Origin of the sequence: Corallococcus macrosporus, assembly GCF_017302985.1 — a bacterium.
Taxonomy (GTDB): domain Bacteria; phylum Myxococcota; class Myxococcia; order Myxococcales; family Myxococcaceae; genus Corallococcus; species Corallococcus macrosporus_A.
Genome location: NZ_JAFIMU010000007.1, coordinates 1259428 through 1280672, shown reverse-complemented (window position 1 = coordinate 1280672; position 21245 = coordinate 1259428). Strand labels below are relative to the sequence as shown.

At 71.0% G+C, this 21245-nt stretch carries 11 protein-coding genes; 7 read left to right on the top strand and 4 right to left on the bottom strand.

The window, feature by feature from the left end:
• Window positions 1-17: 17 nt before the first annotated feature.
• Together JYK02_RS17465 and JYK02_RS17460 are read left to right on the top strand one after the other, a co-directional pair.
• The gene (locus JYK02_RS17465) at window positions 18-8684 is read left to right on the top strand and encodes a non-ribosomal peptide synthetase/type I polyketide synthase (protein WP_207052456.1); all 8667 of its coding nucleotides are present in this window, start codon (window positions 18-20) and stop codon (window positions 8682-8684) included.
• A complete protein-coding gene (locus tag JYK02_RS17460; protein WP_207052454.1) occupies window positions 8665-9114 on the top strand; it encodes a nuclear transport factor 2 family protein in 450 nt (149 codons plus the stop codon). Before JYK02_RS17465 ends, JYK02_RS17460 begins: the two co-directional genes overlap by 20 nt.
• 1 nt (window position 9115) lies before the next feature.
• Here JYK02_RS17460 and JYK02_RS17455 read toward each other — a convergent pair whose 3' ends face one another.
• The gene (locus tag JYK02_RS17455) at window positions 9116-9349 is read right to left on the bottom strand and encodes a hypothetical protein (protein ID WP_120525056.1); all 234 of its coding nucleotides are present in this window, start codon (window positions 9347-9349) and stop codon (window positions 9116-9118) included.
• A gap of 41 nt (window positions 9350-9390) precedes the next feature.
• Between JYK02_RS17455 and JYK02_RS17450 the strand changes: the two genes are divergently transcribed.
• The 4 genes from JYK02_RS17450 (at window position 9391) to JYK02_RS17435 (ending at window position 14025) form a co-directional block, all read left to right on the top strand.
• Entirely contained in the window at window positions 9391-10494 is a 1104-nt protein-coding gene (locus JYK02_RS17450; protein WP_207052453.1) for a glycerophosphodiester phosphodiesterase family protein, read from the top strand.
• A 130-nt stretch (window positions 10495-10624) separates the two neighbouring features.
• Window positions 10625-11131 (top strand): MarR family winged helix-turn-helix transcriptional regulator, encoded by a 507-nt coding sequence (locus tag JYK02_RS17445; RefSeq protein WP_207052451.1) that lies wholly within the window; start codon window positions 10625-10627, stop codon window positions 11129-11131.
• Between the two features lie 47 nt (window positions 11132-11178).
• Window positions 11179-12468: an HlyD family secretion protein gene (locus JYK02_RS17440; protein WP_207052449.1), complete on the top strand. Its 1290-nt coding sequence runs from the start codon at window positions 11179-11181 to the stop codon at window positions 12466-12468.
• 6 nt (window positions 12469-12474) lie between these two features.
• Window positions 12475-14025, top strand: coding sequence for a DHA2 family efflux MFS transporter permease subunit (locus tag JYK02_RS17435; protein WP_347402513.1), 1551 nt, complete (start codon window positions 12475-12477; stop codon window positions 14023-14025).
• 87 nt (window positions 14026-14112) lie between these two features.
• Here JYK02_RS17435 and JYK02_RS17430 read toward each other — a convergent pair whose 3' ends face one another.
• Both JYK02_RS17430 and JYK02_RS17425 read right to left on the bottom strand, forming a co-directional pair.
• Window positions 14113-15648: a S1 family peptidase gene (locus JYK02_RS17430; protein ID WP_207052446.1), complete on the bottom strand. Its 1536-nt coding sequence runs from the start codon at window positions 15646-15648 to the stop codon at window positions 14113-14115.
• Window positions 15649-15841: 193 nt separating this feature from the next.
• Window positions 15842-16924 carry a polysaccharide lyase gene (locus JYK02_RS17425; protein WP_242588782.1) on the bottom strand — a complete coding sequence of 361 codons (1083 nt, stop codon included), beginning with the start codon at window positions 16922-16924 and terminating at the stop codon, window positions 15842-15844.
• A gap of 514 nt (window positions 16925-17438) precedes the next feature.
• Between JYK02_RS17425 and JYK02_RS17420 the strand changes: the two genes are divergently transcribed.
• On the top strand, window positions 17439-20195 hold the full coding sequence (locus JYK02_RS17420) for a CHAT domain-containing protein (RefSeq protein ID WP_207052444.1): 2757 nt from the start codon (window positions 17439-17441) through the stop codon (window positions 20193-20195).
• Window positions 20196-20203: 8 nt separating this feature from the next.
• Here the strand turns inward: JYK02_RS17420 and JYK02_RS17415 are convergent, their stop codons facing one another.
• Window positions 20204-21211, bottom strand: a complete 1008-nt coding sequence (locus tag JYK02_RS17415; protein WP_207052442.1) for a cupin-like domain-containing protein — start codon at window positions 21209-21211, stop codon at window positions 20204-20206.
• Window positions 21212-21245: the final 34 nt, after the last annotated feature.

Genomic DNA, 21245 nt, shown 5'->3' with positions numbered 1-21245 from the left:
GGGGGCAATGACTCGTCATGAATTTCATCTCCGCGCGCCCGGGGCAGGACATCGCCACGCTGTTTGAGTCACACGCACGAGACACACCTGACGCAGTGGCGGTGCACTCCGAAGGGGGCGGCGTCAGCTACGACGCGCTCAACCGGCGCGCGAACCGGCTGGCGCGGCGGCTCCAGGCCCTGGGGGTCGGGCCCGACCAGCCCGTGGGCATCCGCGTCGACCGCACACCGGAGACGCTGGTGGGATTGCTGGGCATCCTGAAGGCAGGTGGCGCCTATCTGCCGTTGGATCCGAGCCAACCTCCGGAGCGGCTCGCCGCGATGGTGGAGGACTCCGGCATGCGGGTCCTCGTGGGACGGCGCGAGGCGGTCCAGGACCTGCGCTTCCAGGGGCACGTCGTCGAAGCGCCCGCGCCGGAGGAGCCTCCGGAAGAACTCGATGCCGTGAACGTGAAGGGCGGGGCGGGGCCGGACTCCTTGGCCTATGTGCTCTACACGTCGGGCTCCACGGGCACACCCAAGGGCGTGTGCATTCCGCACCGGGGGGTGATGCGGCTGGTGCTGGATGCGGGCTTCATGGGCTTCCGGCGCGAGGACCGTGTGCTCCAGGGCGCGTCGTATGCCTTTGATGCGTCGACGCTGGAGGTCTGGGGCGCGCTCTTGAATGGCGCGACGCTGTGTCTGGTTTCACGGGAGACCCTGCTGTCGCCTCCGCTCCTCGCGGAGAAGCTCCGGCGCGATGCCATCTCCGCCGCGGTGCTGAGCACGTCGCTGTTCCATCAACTGGCGGCGGCCATCCCGGACGCGTTCGGCCTGCTCCGCGTCTTGATGGTGGGCGGTGACGTGCTGGACCCCAAGTGGGTGGCGCGGGTCATGGCGCAGGGAAGGCCCCAGCGGCTGCTCAACAGCTACGGCCCCACCGAGTGCACCACCTCCGCGACGGCGCATGAACTCCACGCGCCTCCGGCCCCGGGGGTGTCCATTCCCATCGGCAGGCCGCTCGCGAATCTCCAGCTGCACGTCCTGGATGACGTGGGGAGGCCGCTGCCCGTGGGTGAGGCGGGGGAGCTGTACCTGGGCGGGGAAGGGCTCGCGCGGGGCTACCTGAACCGACCGGCCCTGACCGGTGAGCGGTTCCTCCCGGATCCGTTCAGCGACGTGCCCGGTGCGCGGATGTACCGGACGGGGGACCGGGCCCAGTGGCTCGAGGATGGCAGCCTGGAGTTCCTGGGGCGCCTGGACCACCAGGTGAAGATTCGCGGCGCGCGGGTCGAGCTGGGAGAGATCGAGAGCGTCCTGCGCACCCACGCGCGGGTCGGTGACGCCGTGGTCCGGGTGCACGAGGCGTCTCCCGGTGACAAGCGGCTGGTCGCGTATGTCTCACGGCGGGAAGGCGCGACGCTGGAGGACGCGGAGCTGCGCGCGTATCTGGGCTCGAAGCTGCCGGGCTTCATGCTCCCGCATGCGGTCATGGTGCTGGACAGATTGCCGCTCAACTCCAGTGGCAAGGTGGAGCGACAGCAGCTCCCGGCGCCGCGCTTCGGGAGCGGGGAGGGCGAGGCGCCGAGCACGCCGCTGGAACAGGAGATCGCGCGCGTCTGGTCGGAGGTCCTGGGCACGCAGCAGGCGGGAAGGCAGGACCGCTTCATGGAGTCGGGTGGGGACTCGCTGCTCGCGATCCGCCTCATCGAGCGGCTGGAGCAGGCGGTGTCGGTCCGCCTGCCCGTGCGGACGCTCTTCGACAGCCCGAACATCGCGGAGCTGGCGCGGCTGGTGGAGCCGGCACGGAACGACGGTCGGCGCCTCGCCCTGCCGTCCATCGTCCCGGTGGAACGGGCGCAACCCCTGCCGCTGTCGGATGCCCAGCGACAGCTGTGGCTCCTGGAGCAGGTGGCGCCCCGAAGCGCCGTCTACAACGAACCCTTCACGCTGTACCTGCCCGGTGACCTCCAGCCCGACGCGCTGGAGCGCGCGTTTCATTCACTCATCGCCCGGCATGAGGTGCTGCGAACGACCTTTGGCTCCACGCCGGAAGGCCCCTTCCAGCGGGTGGAAACAGAAGTGCCGTTCCACCTGCGACGCGTGGACCTGCGCGCTGTTCCCGAGAACCTGCGGAGCGCGAAGGCGTCGCGGTTGGCCACCCAGGACGCGCGGGCGCCCTTCGACCTGGAGCACGGACCGCTGCTGCGCGCGACGTGGATCCACCTGGGCGCGACGGAGAGCCGTCTGTTCCTGGTGATGCATCACCTCATCGTGGATGGCTTCTCGATGGCGGCGTACCTCCAGGAGTTGCACCGGTTCTACCTGTCGGAGGCACCGTCGTTGCCGCCCCCGCGGCTCCAGTACGGCGACGTCGCTGTCTGGCAGCAGGGGGCTCAGTACCGGGAGGCCATCGCCCCGCACCTCGCCTGGTGGACGCAGGCGCTCGCGGGAGTGCCGCACCTGGAGCTGCCCACGCAGCATGCGCGGCCTCCGGTCCCGACCTTCCGGGGGGCGAAGCACGTCGTGCGGATCCCCAGGGACCTGTTGGAGTCGGTGAAGGTGCTGGGGCGCGGTGAGGACGCCACGCTCTTCATGACGATGCTGGCGGCACTGGGGGCGCTGCTGCACCGCTACTCCGGAGCGGAGGACTTCGTCGTCGGAGGTGCCTTCTCCGGACGGAGCCGCGAGGAGTCGCAGGCCATCTCGGGGCACTTCGTGAACCTGCTGCCACTGCGGCTCCGGTTCTCCGAAGGGCTGAGCGTCCGGGGTCTGCTGGCTCGGGTGCGCCACGTCTGCCTGGAGGCGCTCGAACATCAGGACGCGCCGCTGCTGCGCATCGTGGAGGCGGTGAACCCGCCGCGCGTTCCCGGAGCCAATCCCCTGTTCCAGGTGTCGTGCACGCTGGAGCCGCTCATCGCGGTGCCCGGGTCGGATTGGAGGGTGGAGCCCCACGACATCGACACGGGGACGTCGAAGCTGGACCTCTCCGTCGAACTGGATGAGCGGCCCGACGGCATGTCCGTGCGGTGGGAGTACGCGCTGGACGTCTTCGAGCCGTGGATGATCCACCAGCTCGGCGACCACTTCGTGACGCTGCTGCGCGAGGCCGTGCGCGACCCGGAGCGGCCGGTGGCGGCGCTGCCGCTGCTCTCCGAAGCGGAGCAGACGCGGCTGCTCGAATGGGCGCAGGGCGCCGTGGAGGACGTGCCGAACGCGGACTGCCTGCATCACCCGTTCGAAGCGCAGGCGGAACGCACGCCGGATGCGCCGGCGCTCGTCTTCCAGGGAAGGGCCCTGAGCTACCGGGCGCTGAACGCGGATGCGAACCGGCTGGCGCAGCACCTCCTGTCACAGGGCATCGGGCCTGGAGACTTCGTGGGGGTGTGCCTCCAGCGGTCGTTCGAGTTGATCACCGCCATGCTGGCGACGCTGAAGACGGGCGCGGCCTACGTGCCGCTGGACCCCGCGTATCCCCGGGCGCGGCTGGAGTTCACGGCGCGGGACGCGGGGCTGAAGTGCATCCTCGCGCAGGAGGCGACACGCGCGCTCATGGACAGCGCGGGCGTGCCGGTGATCTCGCTGGAGCAGGTGCGTGGTGGGTCGGAGGAGAATCCACGGGTCCACGTCACCGCGGATGACCTCGCGTACGTCATCTACACCTCCGGCTCGACGGGACAGCCGAAGGGCGTGCGCATCGGTCACCGGAGCGCGGTGCACCTGTCCGAGACGGTGGTCTCCGGCTTCGGCTTCGCACCCGGGCAACGTGTGGCGCAGTGCTCGCGGTTCGGCTTCGACTTCTCCGTTGGGGAGATCTTCCCGACGCTCTCCTCCGGCGCCACGCTGTTTCTGATGGCCCAGGAGGACGTGGCCGCCGGTGAGGAGCTGGCGGACTTCCTGGCGCGACAGCGCATCCACACCGCGATGTTCACCCCGTCGGCGCTGGGCTCCATGGCGTGGCGGGCGCTTCCCGACTTGAAGACGCTCGCGATTGGCGGTGAGGAGCTTCCCTCACGGCTCGTGGACACGTGGGCTCCAGGCCGCCGGTTCATCCAGGTCTATGGGCCCACCGAGGCCACGGTCTTCACGACGAGCACGGAGTGCATCGCGGGTCAGGGGCCGTACGCCATCGGGACGCCGCTCCCGGGCTACGAGGTCTACCTGCTGGACGACGCCCTGGAGCCCGTCCCCGTGGGCGTGCGCGGCGCGCTCTACATCGGAGGCAAGGGGCTGGCGCACGGCTACCTGAACCGGCCCGAGTTGGACGCGGAGCGGTTCATCCCGCATCCCTTCAGCGCGGAGCCGGGCGCCCGCCTCTACAAGAGCGGTGACGTCGCCAGCCACCGGCCGGACGGCCGCATCGACTTCCACGGGCGGTCGGATCGCCAGCTCAAGCTGCGCGGCTTCCGCATCGAGCTGGGCGAAATCGAGGCCGCGCTGCGCAAGCAGCCCGACGTCCGGGACGCCGTGGTCGAACCCCGGCTGCTCGCGGGAGAGCGGCACCTCGTGGGCTACGTCATCCCCCGGGATGCCGACGCGGCGTCACGGCTGCGGACGCTCGCGTTCAGGGACTCGCTGGGTGAGACGCTTCCCCCGCACATGGTTCCCCGCGAGCTGGTGCTGCTGGATGCCTTCCCACTGGGGCCCACGGGGAAGCTGGACCGCGACGCGCTGCCGCTGCCCTCCGTCAGGGCCCCGGCGGCTCCCGATGCCACTCCCTCCTCGGAGCGCGAGCAGGCGCTGGAGCGCATCTGGTGCCGGATTCTCGGCGTGGAGCGCGTGGGCCGGCAGGAGGGCTTCTTCGACGCGGGCGGGAACTCGCTGCTGCTCGCGCGGGTCCAGTCCGCGCTGGACTCGGAGCTGGGCATCCGCGTGAGCATGGCCACGCTGTTCCAGTTCCCGACCCTCGAAGCGCTCGCGCGGCACCTGGACGCGGACTCGCGCGAGCAGCCGGCTCCGGTAATGACGCCAGAGCCCGAGCGGCGTCCCGCGCGTTCGGAGCACATCGCCGTCATCGGCAGCGCGGGGCGGTTCCCGGGGGCGCCCAGCGTCGATGCGCTGTGGACGCTGCTGGTGGAGGGACGCGAGGGGCTCTCCCGCTTCAGCCGGGAGGCGCTGCTCGCTGCCGGCGAGGATCCCCAGCTCCTGGACGACCCCGCCTATGTCCGTGCCTCGGGATTGCTGGAGGACGTGGAGTCCTTCGACGCCGCGTTCTTCGGCTACAGCCCCCTGGACGCGCGGCTGATGGATCCGCAGCTCCGCGTGTTCCTGGAGTGCGCCTGGGAGGCGCTCGAGACGGCGGGTTATGACCCGAAGCGCCTGCCCGGCAAGGCGGGGTTGTTCGCGGGCTCGGGCGTGCCGCGCTACTGGTTGGATCAGGTGCTGCCGCGCTTCCGCTCGCTGTCCGTGGCGTCGGACGCATACCGGTCCATCCTGGGCAATCCGTGGCAGTTCCTCGCCACGGCGACGGCGTATCAACTGGGGCTTCGCGGGCCCGCGCTCACGGTGCAGACCGCCTGCTCCACGTCGCTGGTGGCCGTGCACCTGGCCTGTCAGAGCCTGCGCTCGGGCGAGTCCGACGTGGCCCTGGCGGGAGGCGTCTCCCTCTTCGCGTCCGGTCCCTCCGGTTACCTGCACGAACAGGGCGGCATCACGTCTCCGGATGGCCACTGCCGTCCCTTCGACGCGAAGGGGCAGGGCACGGTGCCCTCCAGCGGCGTCGGCATCGTGGTGCTCAAGCGGCTGGAGGACGCGCTGCGGGACGGCGACTCCATCCAAGCGGTCATCCGAGGCTCGGCCATCAACAACGACGGCAACGCCAAGGTCGGCTTCACCGCTCCGGGCGTGGAGGGCCAGCGCGACGTCATCACGCGGGCCCATGCCGACGCGGACGTGGCCCCGCGTCACATCACCTACGTGGAGGCCCACGGCACGGCGACGCCGCTGGGGGATCCGCTGGAGGTCCAGGCGCTGCGGCTCGCCTTTGGCGACCGTGCGGCGTCGGAGCCCGAGGTGGTGCTGGGCGCGCTCAAGAGCAACGTGGGGCACCTGGACTCGGCGGCGGGTGTGGCGGGGTTGATCAAGACGACGTTGGCCCTGGAGCACCGCTTCCTTCCGGGAACCGTGCACTTCGAGCGCGCGCATCCGGAGTCAGGCCTGGAGCGTTCGCCCTTCGTCGTGAGCCGGGAAGGGCGGCCGTGGGCCGTGCCCGAAGGCTTCCCGCGCCTCGCGGGGGTCAGCGCGTTTGGCATTGGCGGGACGAACGCGCACGTCGTCGTGGAGGAGGCCCCGCCCGCGAAGGTCATCACCGCGGGCCCGTCGATGGAGGTGCTGACGCTCTCGGCGCGGAGCGGGGAGGCGCTGGGCGCGGCCTCGCGGCGGCTCGCGGATCATCTGGAGCGGCATCCCGGACAGTCACTGGCGGACGTCGCGTACACGTTGCAGGAGGGCCGGACGGCGTTCGCGTACCGGCGCGCCATCGCCTGCGAGTCACGCGAGGAGGCCATCGCGAAGCTCCGGCGGGACAGCTCCTCGCAGCTCGCCTCCTCTCCGCTTCCAGAGGTGTGCTTCCTGTTCCCGGGGACGGGCACGCAGGAGGTGGGCATGGGCGCGGCATGGTACCGGCGCGCTCCGGCGTATCGCGAAGCCTTCGATGAATGCGCCGCGCACTTCGGCCCGGAGGTGGAGCGCGACCTTCGCGCCGTGCTGCTCACGGACGACGGCGGGGCGCGCGCGGAGGAGGCGCTCCGTGCGCCCTCGCTGGGCATGGCCGCCATCTTCACGACGGAGTACGCGCTGGCGAAGCTGCTGGGCGCCTGGGGGCTTCATCCGACGAGCCTCCTGGGCCACAGCCTGGGCGAATACGCCGCCGCCTGTCTCTCTGGCGTCCTCTCGCTGGAGCAGGCCGCTTCGCTGGTCGCGCTGCGCGGCCGGCTCTGCGACGCGCTGCCACCCTCCGGCATGTTGGCCGTGCCCCTGTCGGAGGCCGTGCTGACGCAGGAGCTGCCACAAGGGCTGTCCCTGGCCGCGGTCAACGGGCCCGGCCAGTGCGTGGTGGCCGGCACACTGGAGGCGCTGGAGGACTTCGCGGCGCGCTTGCAGGGGCGGGGCGTGCGGACGAAGTGGCTTCCGCGCACGAAGGGGTTCCACTCCGCGCTCGTGGAGCCGGCGATGCAGCCGCTCACGGACCTGGCCCGGACGATGCGCCCGAAGTCCCCGGCGATTCCGCTGGTCTCCAACGTCACGGGCACCTGGCTGACCGCGGACGACGCGCGCGACCCCACGTATTGGGCCCGCCACCTGCGACACACGGTCCGTTTCTCCGCCGGGCTGGAGCTGCTGCTGGAGGACCGGGAGCGGATCTTCGTGGAGGTGGGGCCGGGACGGATGCTCTCCACGCTGACGGCGCTGAACCCCCGGGTGGGGCGGGAGCGGCTGGTGCTGCACACGCTCGGCGCGCACGCGGGACGGCGTCACCCGAAGGAGAGCGATGAGCAGGCGCTGCTCCAGGCCGTGGGACAGCTCTGGTCCGTGGGCTCCCCCGTGGACTGGAGCACGGTGCGCGGAAGCGAACCGCGCAGGCGCGTCGTGCTGCCGACGTATCCCTTCGAGCGCAAGCGGTACTCGCTGGCGGAGAAGGCGCCACGGCCCCCACGGCCTCCCGTCTCGGCCGAGCCTCGGACCCTGAGCCGCGAGGAGGTGCGTGCCTCCATGGAGGCCCTGTGGAAGGAGCTGCTCGGCGTGGACACGCTGACGCCGGACAGCCACTTCTTCGAGCTGGGCGGCACGTCCCTCCTGGTCGTGCAGCTCAACCGCGAGCTCAAGTCGAGGCTAGCAGTCACCCTGTCGCTGCACGCGGTGCTGGAGCACCCGACGCTGGGCGCCTGGGTGCAGGCGGTGCAGGAGGAGCTAGAGCGGACGGGGAGGCCCCTCCTCAAGGAAGCGCCGCTGCGAATGGAGCTCCAGGCGGGACAGCGCGGCCGGACGGCGCTGTTCCTGGTGCAGCCCATTGGAGGCACCGTCTACACGTACCTGCCGCTGGCGAAGCGGCTGGGCGCGGACACGCCCGTGCACGCGTTCCGCGCGTCGGGGCTGGAGCCCGGTGAGGTGCTCTACCGCGACGTGCCGGCGATGGCGCGCACGTACGTGGACGAGCTGCTGACGTTCCAGCCCCACGGCCCCTTCTGGCTGGGCGGTCATTCCTCGGGAGGCGTCATCGCGTACGAGATGGCGGCCATCCTGCTGGAGCGCGGCCACTCCGTGGCGGGCGTCATCCAGATCGACACGGTGACGGTGGATGACTCGCGCAGGCTGGGCGTCCGGAGCGTGGGGGATGTGCTCCGGCTCATCGATGCGTTCCGGGAAATCTCCCCGCGCGCGGCGGAGGGGCTGCGGACGGCGATGGAACTCGACGCGCGGCTGCGCGACGTGGTGCTCGCGACCAACGAGGCCATCGCGGCGTATACGCCGGGGCGTCACGCGGTGCCGCTCGTGTACCTGCGGGCCTCGGAGCGGGACGCGGTGCTGGATTCGCATGCGACGGCGTGGTGGAAGGCGCTGACGACCGCTCCGTTCCAGGCCCACGACGTGAAGGGCAACCACTTCACCGTGATGGAGGAGCCCTCCGTGGCGGAGGTGGCGCGGATCATCCGGGAGCACCTGACAGCGGGAAGGGACGCGGGACGCGATGAACTCGACGCGGGATGAATGGAAGACGGAACTCTCAGGGCGCTTCACCGCGTTCGTGGATGCCTATGAGCGCGGGAGCCTGGAGGCGCTGTCCAAGCTCTTCTGGCACGACGACGACATCGTGGTCGTGGGCACGCACTCCAACCTCCATTTCATCGGCTGGGAGCAGGTGGCGCACTCCTTCCGCACCCAGTTCCAGAGCCTGCGCGACATCCGCGTGACGCTGCGCTCGGAGCAGCTCTGGCACGGCGGCGCGGCGCCCTCCACGATGGCGTGCCTCACGGTGCCCGCGATGGACGTCTCGCTCGTCGGTGCCAGCGGGCCCGTCACCTTCGAAGGCATCCGCGTGGCCTGCGCCTTCCAGCGCCGGGACACCGAGTGGCGGATGGTCCAGATGCACTGGTCGCTCCCGCGCACGGACGTGCTGGTGGACCACTCGAACCGCTGAGCTAGCCCGGCGGCAGGGGCGAGCGTCGCGGTGTGCCCAGCAGCTCCAGCGTGCGCAGCGCCACGTCCGCCAGCGTGGACGTGCACGGCATGCAGCCTCCGCCGCAGCACGGGGGCCAGTCACCCTCCGGATCCCGCAGCAGCGGATACACGCAGCCGCGCAGGGACTGGGGCAGGCCCGCGTCGTCGCACGCCTGACGCAGCGCTGCCTGCACGGTGGCATCCTTCACGTCCATCGCTTCAGCTTCCTAACCGACCCCAGGAGGGAAGGCAGCCCATGCGCACGACATCGTTCACCCGGTGGTTGCCTCTCGGGCTGCTCGTGGCGTGTCTTGCCTGCGCATGCACGCGGAGCGGCCGCGCCTCCGGCATGCCAGCGGACGACCCCACGGTGCGCCTCATGGACACCTTGCGTGCGCACGCTCGGGACAAGGCGCCCGTCTGCGCTCCGGACGTACGGCTGCTCCGGCCCGGAGGCGGCATCGACCTGGACCGCCTCCGCGAAGCGGGCCACCCCGTCATCGTCTGGACCGTGAACGACCCGCACACGATGAAGGCCCTGCTCCAGCGCGGCGTGGACGGCATCATCAGCGACCGGCCGGACCTCCTCGCGCAAGTGGTGCGGGACTTCGACGCCAACAGGGACGGCAGCCCCGGGGACCTGCTGGACGCGGACGGGCTCATCGACCCGAAGCGCTTCGATGCGCAGGGCCACCGGGGCGCGCGGAACCTGCGGCCGGAGAACACGCTGCCTGCCTTCGAGGCCGCGCTCGACTCCCGGATGACCACGCTGGAACTGGACACCGTCCTCACCGCCGATGGCGTCCCCGTGCTCTCCCACGACCCGGACCTGTCCCCGGTGAAGTGCCGCCACGCGGATGGACGCCCGCTCAGGGCCGCCATTCCCATCGCGACCCTCACCGTCGCGAGGCTCCAGGCCGACTTCGTCTGCGACCAACTCCTCCCGGACCGTCGGTACCAGACGAACCACCCCGTGGACTCACCCGAGGCCGTCGCGTTCGCCGCCCGCACCGGACTCCGGCATCCCTACACCGTCCCCACGCTGCGCCAGGTGTTCGCCTTCGCGGCGGATCAGGCGGATGCCGCGCACGAAGCCCGTGACCCACTCCGCGCGCGAAACGCCCGGCGCGTCCGTTTCAACGTGGAGCTCAAACAGACTTCCGCGACGACAGCCGTCGGCCCGGCGCACGGCGACGCGGTCGCCCGGGACATCCTGGAGGCAGGGCTCGCCGAGCGGGCCGACGTGCAGTCCTTCGACCTGCGCGCCGTGCGCGCCATGCAGCAACGTCATCCCAAGCTGCGCGTCGTTCTCCTCCTGGAGCGCGTTCCCACGGACGCGGAGTCGAGGGCGGCCGAGTAGCCAGACGGTCCATCTCCCGGTCGTGAAATCAAGGATTTAGTCAGGCGACGAAATCACCTTGCGCAAAATCGTTAGGGGCCTTATTAGACGTCGCGTCTTGGCTCCTCCCCGTCCAAAAAACGCCACGCCGATGAAGCTCGTGCCCCGGTACGAGCGGCTGAAGCAGATGGCCCAACGGTTTCCCGCGCTCGACCCGAGCGCCATCGAGACCTGCCTGACGATGCTGCGTCTCTCCAATGAGCTGACCGAGGCCTACGAGGCGCACTTCGCGCGGCACGGCGTGTCGCACGGACGCTTCGTCGTGCTGGTGCAGCTCTTCGCGGCGGAGGACGCGGGGGAGACGCTGCGTCCCGCGGACCTCGCGGAGCTGTCGCGGTGCAGCCGCGCGACCATCACGGGGCTGCTGGACACGCTGGAGAAGGACGGCTTCATCTCCCGCACGGATCACCCCGAGGACCGGCGCATGTACTCCGTGCACCTCACCTCGAAGGGGCGCGAGTTCATCCTGAACATGATGCCCGACCACTACCGCCGCATCGCCGCGCTCATGGCTCCCTTGAGCCTGGATGAGCGGGACACCCTTCGCGCCCTGCTCGCCAAGGTGTCCTCCGGCATTCCCGCCCTGCGGGACCCCTGAGCAGACCTCCCACACCCCATCTTCAACAGCCGTCCCGAGCAACAACAATGACGACCCGTACCGCCTCGAACCTGGAAGCCGCCCCCGCCACCGAAGCCCCCGCCGCCACGAAGCCCGCGAAGCGCTCCCGCGCCAGGCAGGTGCTGCCCATCCTCGTGGGCGTGGCGGTGCTGGGCGGAGGCGCGCGCTTCCTGCTCACCCACGGCCACGAGTCCACCGACGACGCCCAGGTCGAAGGCCGCATCGCCAACGTGTCGCCGCGCGTGGCCGGGCAGGTGGCCCGCGTGCTGGTGCACGACAACCAGGTGGTGAAGGCCGGCGACGTGGTGGTGGAGCTGGACCACGCGGACCTGGACGCCCGCCTGGAGGTCGCCCGCGCCGACGTGATGAGCGCCGAGGCCCAGCTGTCCAACGCCCAGGCCCAGCTCACCCTCACGGAGGCCAACGCGGGCGCCAACCTGCGCCAGGCCCGCGCCGGCGTCACCCAGGCCTCCAGCGGCATCAGCTCCTCCAAGGCCGCGCTGGACCAGGCCCGCGCGGACGTGACCGCGGCCGAGGCCCGCTTCAAGCTGGCGGAGACGGACCTGGGCCGCATCAAGCAGCTGCGCGAGCAGGGCGCCGTGGCCCAGGCGGACCTCGACGCCCGCCAGGCCGCGTATGACACCGCCAGGGCCTCGCTGGAGCAGTCCCGCGCGCGGCTGACCTCCACGGAGGCCGGCATCCAGAGCTCCTCCGGTGGCCTGGAGGCCGCGCAGGGCAAGCTCTCCGCCGCGGAGACGGCCCCCGTGCAGGTGCAGGCCGCGCAGGCCGCGCTGAAGCTGGCGGAGGCGCGCCTGAAGCAGACGCGCGCCGCGCTGACGCTCGCGGAGCTCAGCGTGTCCTACTCGCAGGTGCGCGCCCCGGTGGACGGCGTGGTCAGCCGCCGCACCGTGGAGGTGGGGCAGATGGTGGGCCCGGAGCGCCCGCTGATGGCCGTGGTTCCGCAGAACGACATCTGGGTCGTCGCCAACTTCAAGGAGGACCAGGTCGGTGAGATGCGCGCGGGCCAGCCGGTGGACGTGAAGGTGGACGCCTTCGGCGGCCACGCGTTCAAGGGCCACGTGGACAGCCTCGCGGGCGCCAGCGGCGCGCGCTTCGCGCTGCTGCCTCCGGACAACGCGTCCGGCAACTTCGTGAAGGTCGTGCAGCGCATCCCGGTGCTGATCCGCTTCGACGGTGACCTGAAGGCGCTGCCCATCAAGCCCGGCATGAGCGCCTACGTCACCGTGGACACGGAGGCGGAAGCGCAGCCGCAGCCGCAGAAGACCGCGGCGGCGGACACCCGGAAGGCGGAGTAGCCCACCGTGGACGCACGCAGAGACGTCATCACCGGCTCCAAGGCGGGCATCACCATCGCGGCCATGGCCGCGGCGCTGATGTCCGTGCTGGACATCTCCATCGTCAACGTGGCCCTGAGCGACATCCGCGCGAGCTTCGGCACGCCGTTGGATCAGATCGCCTGGGTGTCCACCGGCTACATGATGGCCAACGTGGTGGTCATCCCGATGACGGGCTGGTTGCAGCGCCGCTTCGGCTACCGGAAGTACTTCACGTTCTCCATCCTCCTCTTCACGGTGGCCAGCGTGCTGTGCGGCCTGTCGTGGAACCTGCCCTCGCTGGTGGCCTTCCGCATCCTCCAGGGCATGGGCGGTGGCGCCATCATCCCCACGTCCCAGGCCATCCTCTTCGCCCGCTACCCGCGCGAGGAGCACGGCATGGCGGGCGCCCTCTTCGGCCTGGGCGCCGTGACGGGCCCGCTCTTGGGGCCCACCGTGGGCGGTCTGCTCATCGAAGCGGCCAGCTGGCACTGGATCTTCCTCATCAACGTGCCGGTGGGCCTCTTCGCCGCGTACATGGCGTGGCGCTCCATCGAACAGCCCCACTTCGAAGCGTCCATGGAGAAGGTGGACCGCAACGGCATCGCGCTGCTCGCCGTGGGCATGGCGTGCCTCCAGTACGTGCTGGAGGAGGGCAACCGCGAGGACTGGTTCGACAGCCGGCTGATTACCCTGCTGGCGGTCATCGCGGGCATCGCGCTCATCACCTTCGTCGTCCACGAGCTGGAGACCCCCAGTCCCGTGGTGGACCTGCGCGTGTTCACCAACCGCTCGTACTCCGCGGCCACGGGGGTGAACTTCCTCGTGGGTACGGCGCTGTTCTCCGGCTCGTTCCTCTTCAGCCTCTTCTGCGGCTCGGTGATGCGCTACGAGGCGTTGGACATCGGGCTCATCTTCCTCAAGGGCAGCGCCATCCAGGTGTTGTTGATGCCGCTCATCGGCAGGTTCGGCGGCAAGGTGGACGGCCGGTACCTCATCGCCTTCGGCGTCCTGGGCGTGAGCCTGTCCCTGTGGACCAACGGCCACCTGACCACGCGCGTGGATGAAATCACCCTCATCACGCCGGTGTTCATCCGTGCCTGCTCGCTGGGCTTCATCTTCGTGCCGCTGTCGGTGATGGCGCTCAGCAACCTGCGTCCGGAGCAGCGAGGCAACGCCGCAGGCCTCTTCAACCTCACCCGCGAGCTGGGCGGCTCCATCGGCACCGCGTGGATGAGCAGCGCGCTCAGCCGCTCCACCCAGGCCAACGTCACCGCCATCACCTCGCACGTGGACGTCTACGGGCAGGTGGCCCAGGAGCAGGTCGCCTCCATGACGGGCGCCATGGCCGCCAGGGGCGTGCTCAACCCCACGGGCGCGGCCTACGGCCTCCTCAGCCAGCGCATCAGCGCGCAGGCGCTGGTGCGGGCCTTCAACGCGAACTTCCTCATCCTCGCCGCGCTGTTCGTCTGCGCCCTCGTCCTGGTGGCGATGCTCCAGAAGGCGGACCCCAAGGTGAAGGTGGAAGGCGCGCACTGACGCGCGGGCCGTCGTGAAAGACAAAGCGCGGGCCCCCTGCCACCCTGGGGGCCCGCGCTTCTTCGTTTCAGCCGCTCCCGGGGACGACTACCGGCGCCACTTCTGCGCGGCGGTGCCGTTGCACTCCCAGAGCTGCAGCGGGGTGCCGCTGGCGGAGTTGCCGCTCGTCACGTCCACGCACTTGTTGGCCTGGGGGTTCACCAGGTCACCGGCGCCGGAGAGGATGAACTGCTGCGCCGGGTTGCCGTTGCAGCTCACGAGCTGGATGGCCGTGCCGTTGGCGCTGGAGCCCCAGGCCACGTCCATGCACTTGCCGAAGGCGCGCACGGTGCCGTCCGACATGAAGGTCCACTTCTGCGCGTTGGTGCCGTTGCAGTCCCACAGCTGCAGGCGCGTGCCGTCGGCCGTGTTGGAGTTCGGCACGTCGATGCACTTGTTCGCCAGGCCGATGATGGGTCCGCCGGAGCCGCCGCTGCCGGTGGTGGTGAGCGACAGGCCGTAGGCGCCCAGGATGGGGTTGAGCGGCTGGAAGACGGTGTTGCCGCCGGAGGTGCAGTTGCCGCCCGCGCCGGACGTCACGCCCTGCGCCTGGTTGCCGGACAGCCACGAGCCGCCGGAGTCACCACCCTCCGCGCACGCGCTGGACGCCGTCAGGCCGTACACCGGGCCCGCCGAGTAGTTCACCGTGACGTTCTTCTGCGTGATGACGCCGCAGCGCCAGCCGGTGGTGGAGCCCGAGCGACAGACGGACGCGTTGATGCCCGCCTCCTGCGACCCGTACACCAGCACGTTGCCGCCCGCGTAGTTGTTCACCCACGGCTGCGAACCCCAGGAGCCGTTGGTGCGCACCCAGGCGTAGTCGTTGCCGGGCCAGTTGGCCGCCACCACCGTGCCCTGCGCCACGCCGTTGAAGCCGCTGGTGGCCGTGCCCGGACCGCCACAGTGGCCCGCCGTCACGAAGCCGCCCGCCACCGGGAAGCCGATGGAGCAGCGCGAGCCGCCCGGGTAGTACGCGTCACCGCCGCGCAGGTCGTACACCGGCTTGAACTCCTCGCGCGACGGCACCGTGCGCACCGCCGCGTGCTTCACGCCCGCCTTCGCGACGAAGTCCGTGCCGCCCGTCAGCGCGGAGTCCTGCGCCAGCACGACGACGCTGTTGGTCATCACGTCCACGTACCAGGCGTGCACGGTGCGGCCCGCCAGCCGGCTGTCGCGGTCCAGTTGGGCCTTCACCGCCTCCAGCTCCGCCTGCGTGTACTTCACCTTCTGGGGCACCGCCCCCGCGCGGCGGACCACGTCCGCGTCCGCGTCCGTCGTCACGCCCACCACCAGCGCGCTGCCGTCCGCGTTCATCCACGCGCCGCCAAAGCGCTCGCCCAGCTCCGCGCGCAGCGTCCCCTCCACGCGCACCGCCGCGGCCTCCGACGCCAGCCGCCGCTTCGCCCCGTCCGCCGTCAGCCCCAGGTCCCGCTGCATCGCGGAGAGGAGGTCCGGAGACACGTCGTGCGCGCGCGCCGCTTCCGCGGGGGAAGGTGCCGCCAGCGCCAGCGAGGGAACGACGCTCAACGTGGCGCCGGCGAACAGCGCCGTCGCGGTGGAGAACAGACCGAGGGTCCGCTTCATCGGGTCCTGCCTTTCGTGCTGCGGGGGAGCCCGGAGCGAAACCCGACTGAGCCGCGACAGTCAAACAATTCAAGAATTACTTAAAATCTCTGACATATTTGCGTGGTCGAACAAAGTCCCCGGAAACAAGAAGGCCCGGTGCGTCACGAGGACGCACCGGGCCTGGGGGACTTGCTTCGGAGACGGGCGGAAGTCAGCGCTTCGCGCGGCGGGCCAGCGCGCGGGCGGGGGCCCGGCGGCGGCGCAGCGCGGCGGCGCCCAGCATCAGCAGGGCGGCGGCGAAGGGCAGGGTGCCGGACGTTCCGGACGCGCTGCAGCCCCCCGCCACGGCGTCGGACGAGTCCGGCAGGCCGTTGGGGTTGTTGGACACGGGCGTGGTGCCGGGGGCGGTGGGCGTCTGGCCGCCCACGGTGGGCAGCTGCGTGGTGGGCGCGTTCGGCGTGCCCGTCGTCGGGGTCTCCGCCACCGGGGGCGTGGTGGTGGTGTCCGGCGTCGTGTCGTTCGGGATGTTCGTGTCGTCCGGCACGGGCGTGGGCGCGGGCACGGGCTCCTCCACCGGCGCGGGCGCGGGCGGCATCACGTCCTCGAGCGTCGTCCCCATGGTGAAGCCGTCGTGGAAGATGGTCCCTTCGGGCTTGATGGCGGCGTCGCGGTACAGCCCCATCTTCAGGTAGTTCAGGTCCTTGCCGAACTGGTTGGCGCCGTAGGTCTTCGGCAGCACGTGCTGGCCGTTGTGCCACAGCTCCACGAAGCCGGCCTTCTTGTCCGAGGACCACTTCACGTGCAGCACGAAGTCGTGCCAGTTGCCCTTGTCGATGGACGTCTGCCACAGCACGGGCGTGGTGTTGCCGCCCACGCGCAGGTTGATCTTGTCCCCGCGCACGAAGAACTCCAGCGGCGGAGAGCCACAGCAGCCCTCCTGGTGCCACTGGGTGATGACCTGCCACGAATCATGGACGGGGTAGTTCGTGGGGAAGAGCGTGCTCCACTTGTAGTAGTACTCCTTCCCCTGCGTCTCGTGGGTCAGGTAGAGCAGCTCGTTGCGGTTACCGCTGGCGTTGATGGGGTTGTCGCCCTGCTTCACGGTGGCCTTGAGCGCGTACTTGCCGTCACGCACCACATCGGTCACGACCTGCAAGCGGCTGTTGGCAACGGCCTGCTGTCGCGTCCACTGCGACGTGTTGCCGGTCTCGAAGTCGCCCTTCCAGATGACGCCAGCGAAAGACAGGGCGGGCATCAGGGAGGCCGCGGCAACGAGCTGAAGGAGTCGCTTCAAACAGGGGTCCTTTCGGTCCGGGTTGGGCCACGAGGACACGCGGCGCGGAAAAAGCCTTCCCGCCCCGTCCCGCCTGCCAACCCCCTGCCACACGCGCGCCTGGCGGGACGCCTGCCGGGGCAAGAGGGAGGCAGGGCCCTGCCGCCCGTCACTTCCCCAGGCATGCCGAAGCGCGTGATTCCAGGTGGATGCGGGCGCTCAAACCATCCGCTGGAAGCAGCCGTGCAGCCGAGCCCCCGAGCGTCATCCCCCCAACAGCCTGACGGCCCGGCGTCCCGTCCCCCTCTTGCGACGAACGTGGGAAGTGGGGCCTTTTTTCAAGATCGGCGGAGCAGGCCGTCTATTGGGGCGTGTGTCACCCAAAACATCCGATGCGCCTGTTTTCCCACCGGCTTGCTGCCCACCGCGTCATGGGACGCCTGGAGGCAGGACGCGAGGCCAGGTCGGCGTTCGTCGGAGGTTGGTGTAGAACGTCCCGGAAGGGCGGCAGGGGGGAGACGCCCGAGGGGATCGCATGCTGAAGCCGGCGAAGAAGAGTCTCTGGGCGCTGGCGGTCGCCATCCCCCTCATGGCGGCGGGAGTCGCGGCCCTGAAGCCCCGGGCGCAGCAGCCGTCCGCTCCTGACACCTTCTGGGCGGATCGCCGGGCCGCGGCCCGCATCGAGGCCCGCCTCACGCACCCGGAAGCGGACCGCTACCGCTCACGAGCCCCCGCGGGCGGCTGCCCGGTGCCCGCCGAGCCGATGCCCCTGGGCCCGCTCGCCCGCATGGAGGCCAGGGAGGACTGGGGCGGCATCGCGGCGGCGTATGCCCTGGAGGGTGAGTGGAGCCAGGCGGCGTCCTTCCTGGAGCGCCTGCCGGCCTCACCGGAGCGCGACAGCGACCTGGCGGCGGTGGCGCTCGCCCGGGGTGACCATGAGCGCGCGCTGCGGCTGCTGGACGGCGCGCTGGCCGCGAAGCCCGGCCTGTCACAGGCCCTGTGGAACCGCGCATTGGTGTTCCGCGAGATGGGGCTGACGCTGCGCGCGTCGGAGCTGTTCGAGCAGGTGGCGAAGCGCAACGAGCAGGGCTGGGGACGCGAGGCCCACGCCCAGGCGCTGGCCCTGCGGGAGGCCACGCTGGAGCGCCAGCGGCAGTGGAAGGCCGCGCGCGAGGCGACGCTGGCCCTGGTGGAGGACCCGAAGGCGCCGCTACCCCTGGACGCGGCCCGGCAGCTCCCGGGCACGGTGCGCGGCGTCTTCTATGAGGCCGTGCGCGCCGCGCCGTCGAAGGAGCGCGTGCTGGCGCTGCTGCCCCTGGCGAAGGAGCTGGACCGGGTGCAGGGCGGCAGCGTGCTCACGGACTACGTGCAGCGCGTGGCGAAGCGCGACTTCGCCCGCCGGGCGGAGCTGGCGCGGCATTACGCGGAGACGCTGCGCGCGGGCCAGGCCGTCCCGGAGGCGCTGCTGGACCGGGCGCGGGTGTCCGGCGACGAGGACATCTACCTGGGTGCCCTCATGCGCACGCGCAAGGGGACCCTCAACCACCTCAAGGACACGCTGGAGCGCATCAAGCGGACGGAGGACCCCTGGTTCACCTACGTCGCGGACCGCGACCAGGCCCTCAAGGAGATTTCCGACGGCGCGTGGTGGAAGGCCGAGCAGCGGCTCTTCGGCGCGCTCCAGCGCTGCCGCGAGGGCGCGCTGTCCGTGCGCTGCCTGGAGCTGGAGAAGCGGCTGGCCATCTTCTATTACGACATGCAGCGCGTGACGGAGTCCGAGCAGCATGCGCGCGTGCTCTGGGCCGGCGCCCGGCAGCTGCGCGAGTGGGAGCTGGAGTTCAGCGTGCTGGAAGTGCTGAGCCAGGTGGCGCGCTCGCGCAACGACCTGGGCAGCGCCCGCGCCTATCTGGAGGAGTGGATGGCGCGCGGCCCCACGCGCAGCTGCGCCTGGCCCCACGTGCAGCTGGCGCACCTGCACTACCTGGACCTGCGGCCCCAGGACGCGCGGCGTGAGCTGGACATCGCCGCGGCCTGCGCGGACAACCCCATGGAGCCGGTGTTCGGCGCCACGCTCGCGGAGCTGACGCGCTCCAGCTCCGGCCCCAACGACGCGGAGTGGCTCTCCCGCGTCACCTCCAACACGCTGTCGGGCCCGGTGGTGCAGGGCGGCGACCGCGTCTACGCGGACTATCTGGAGGGCCGCTTCCTCCTGGACCGCGACCGTGCGAAGGGCGAGGGCCACCTGCGCAACGCCATCAAGGCCGCGGACGCCCTGCCGCGCGGCGACGCGCTGGGGCGCGAGTCCTGGGCGCTCAGCTATTCGTCGCTCGCGGTGGACGCGGGCCGCGCCGGTGAGTTCCCCAAGGTGGTGGAGCTGATGGCCTCGCAGCTGGGGACGCCCGTGCCCACGCGCTGCGCGCTGGCCGCCAGCGTCCACGCCGAGCGCACCGTGCTGGTGGCGCTGGGCCCCCAGGGCGAGGTGAAGGGGCACTACGACGACACGCGCAAGGAGCCCTTCGCCCGCGCGGACTCGTCCCGGCTGGTGCCGGAGACCCTGCGCAAGACGCTCGCCAGCTGCGACCACGTGGACGTGCTCGCGTGGGCGCCCGTCTTCGGCCGCACGGACCTGCTGCCGTCCGACATCGCGTGGAGCTTCCGCCTGGGCCGCGCCCAGGGTCCGCGCCCGGCCGGCAGCGCCCAGGCGTCGCGCCGGCTGGTGGTGGCCGGCGTGGAGGCCCCGTCGCTCCTGCAACTGCCCCGGCTGCCCGCGTGGACGCCGGACGCGGAGCCGGGGAGCGCGCCGCCCAACGTGCTGTCCGGCTCGGACGCCACGCCCTCGCGCGTGCTGGAGAGCATGACGGACGCCACGGAGATTGAAATCCACGCGCACGGCATCACCGACCCCAGCATCTCCGGCGCGTCGCTGGTGGTGCTGTCCCCGGAGGTGAACGGCCGCTACGCGCTCACCGCGGACGTGGTGCGCGAGCAGAAGCTCAAGGGCGAGCCCACCGTGTTCCTGGCCGCGTGCAGCGCGGGCCGCACCACGGCGCTGCAGAGCACGGAGCCCTTCAGCCTGCCGGCGGCCTTCATCGATTCAGGGGCCCGCGCGGTGCTGGCCTCCACGGTGGACATCCCGGACGCGGCGGGCCGCTTCTTCGACGGCGTGCGCCGGCGCATCCACGCGGGCTCGCCCGCCGCCGTCGCGCTGCGCGACGAGCGTCAGGCGTGGCTCGCGCGCGACGGCCGGGCCGGGTGGACACGCTCGGTGCTTCTGGTGGAAAAGGCGGACTGAGGCGCGTGTTACGGGGGGGCATCCAGGTGCGTGTTGCCACCAGGGACGACGAAGTGGTGGAAGGTGACGCTGGCGCTCACGTCCAGCGCCTTCACCCAGTGCCACCAGCCCACGGGCAGGAACACCATGTCCCCGGGCTCCAGCACCGTCTCCAGCACCGTGGCCTCCGCGAACAGCGGGTGCGCCACCAGGTCCGGCGCGCCCGCGTCCACGTGGCTGAAGGTGCCCCGGTGCGGGTACACCCGGTGGCGCTCGTAGGACGGCACCAGCTTCACGTGCTTCCTGCCCATCACCTGGCCCAGCAGGATGTTCATGTTGTCGTGGTGCAGCGGGGTGACGGTGCCCGCCGGGCCCAGGAGCAGCGTCATCTGATCCGCCAGCAGCGACGGGTCGATGATGCCCTTGGGGGCGCGCAGGTCCTCCCGCAGCGCGGACAGCCCCTCGCGGCTCCAATTGTCGTTGCGCGGAACCATGTAGTAGTCGTTCGTCTGGCGGCCGGACTCCACCATCGCCAGGAAGTCCGCGAAGGGCATCCGCGAGCGGTGCCGGTCCTGCTGGGCCGCGTGCTCCGGGTTGGCGTCGCGCCCCGTCATCACCTCCACCTCCACCCGCCCGAAGTGCTCTCGGAAGTACGGCACGGACCACTTCGTGAGCGCGGGCCAGTCCTTCATCGCCCCTTTGAGCACCACCGGCCGGTGCCCGAAGTAGTAGCGGCGGAAGAACTCCTCCGGGGTGAGCCCCTCGCGCACCTCCAGCTCGCGGCCCCCGTCCTGGGCCCGGAGCGCGCTGTAGGTCTCCATCAGGGACTCCAGCCACCCGAAGTGCCGGGCCACCTGCCGGCACGCCTGGAAGTACGGGTGCTGCCCCGCCGCGGCGATCTCCGCTCGCGCGACCTCCAGGGACACGCCCGCTCCCACCAGCACCTGCTCCACCTCCTCCACACCCACCCCCAGGGCCAGGTTCTCCGCCAGCCACTGGCGCCACTCCGGACGCAGCGGGGACTTGTCCTCGTTCATTCAGAACTCCTTGAAATCCTTGAAGGATTGGCCC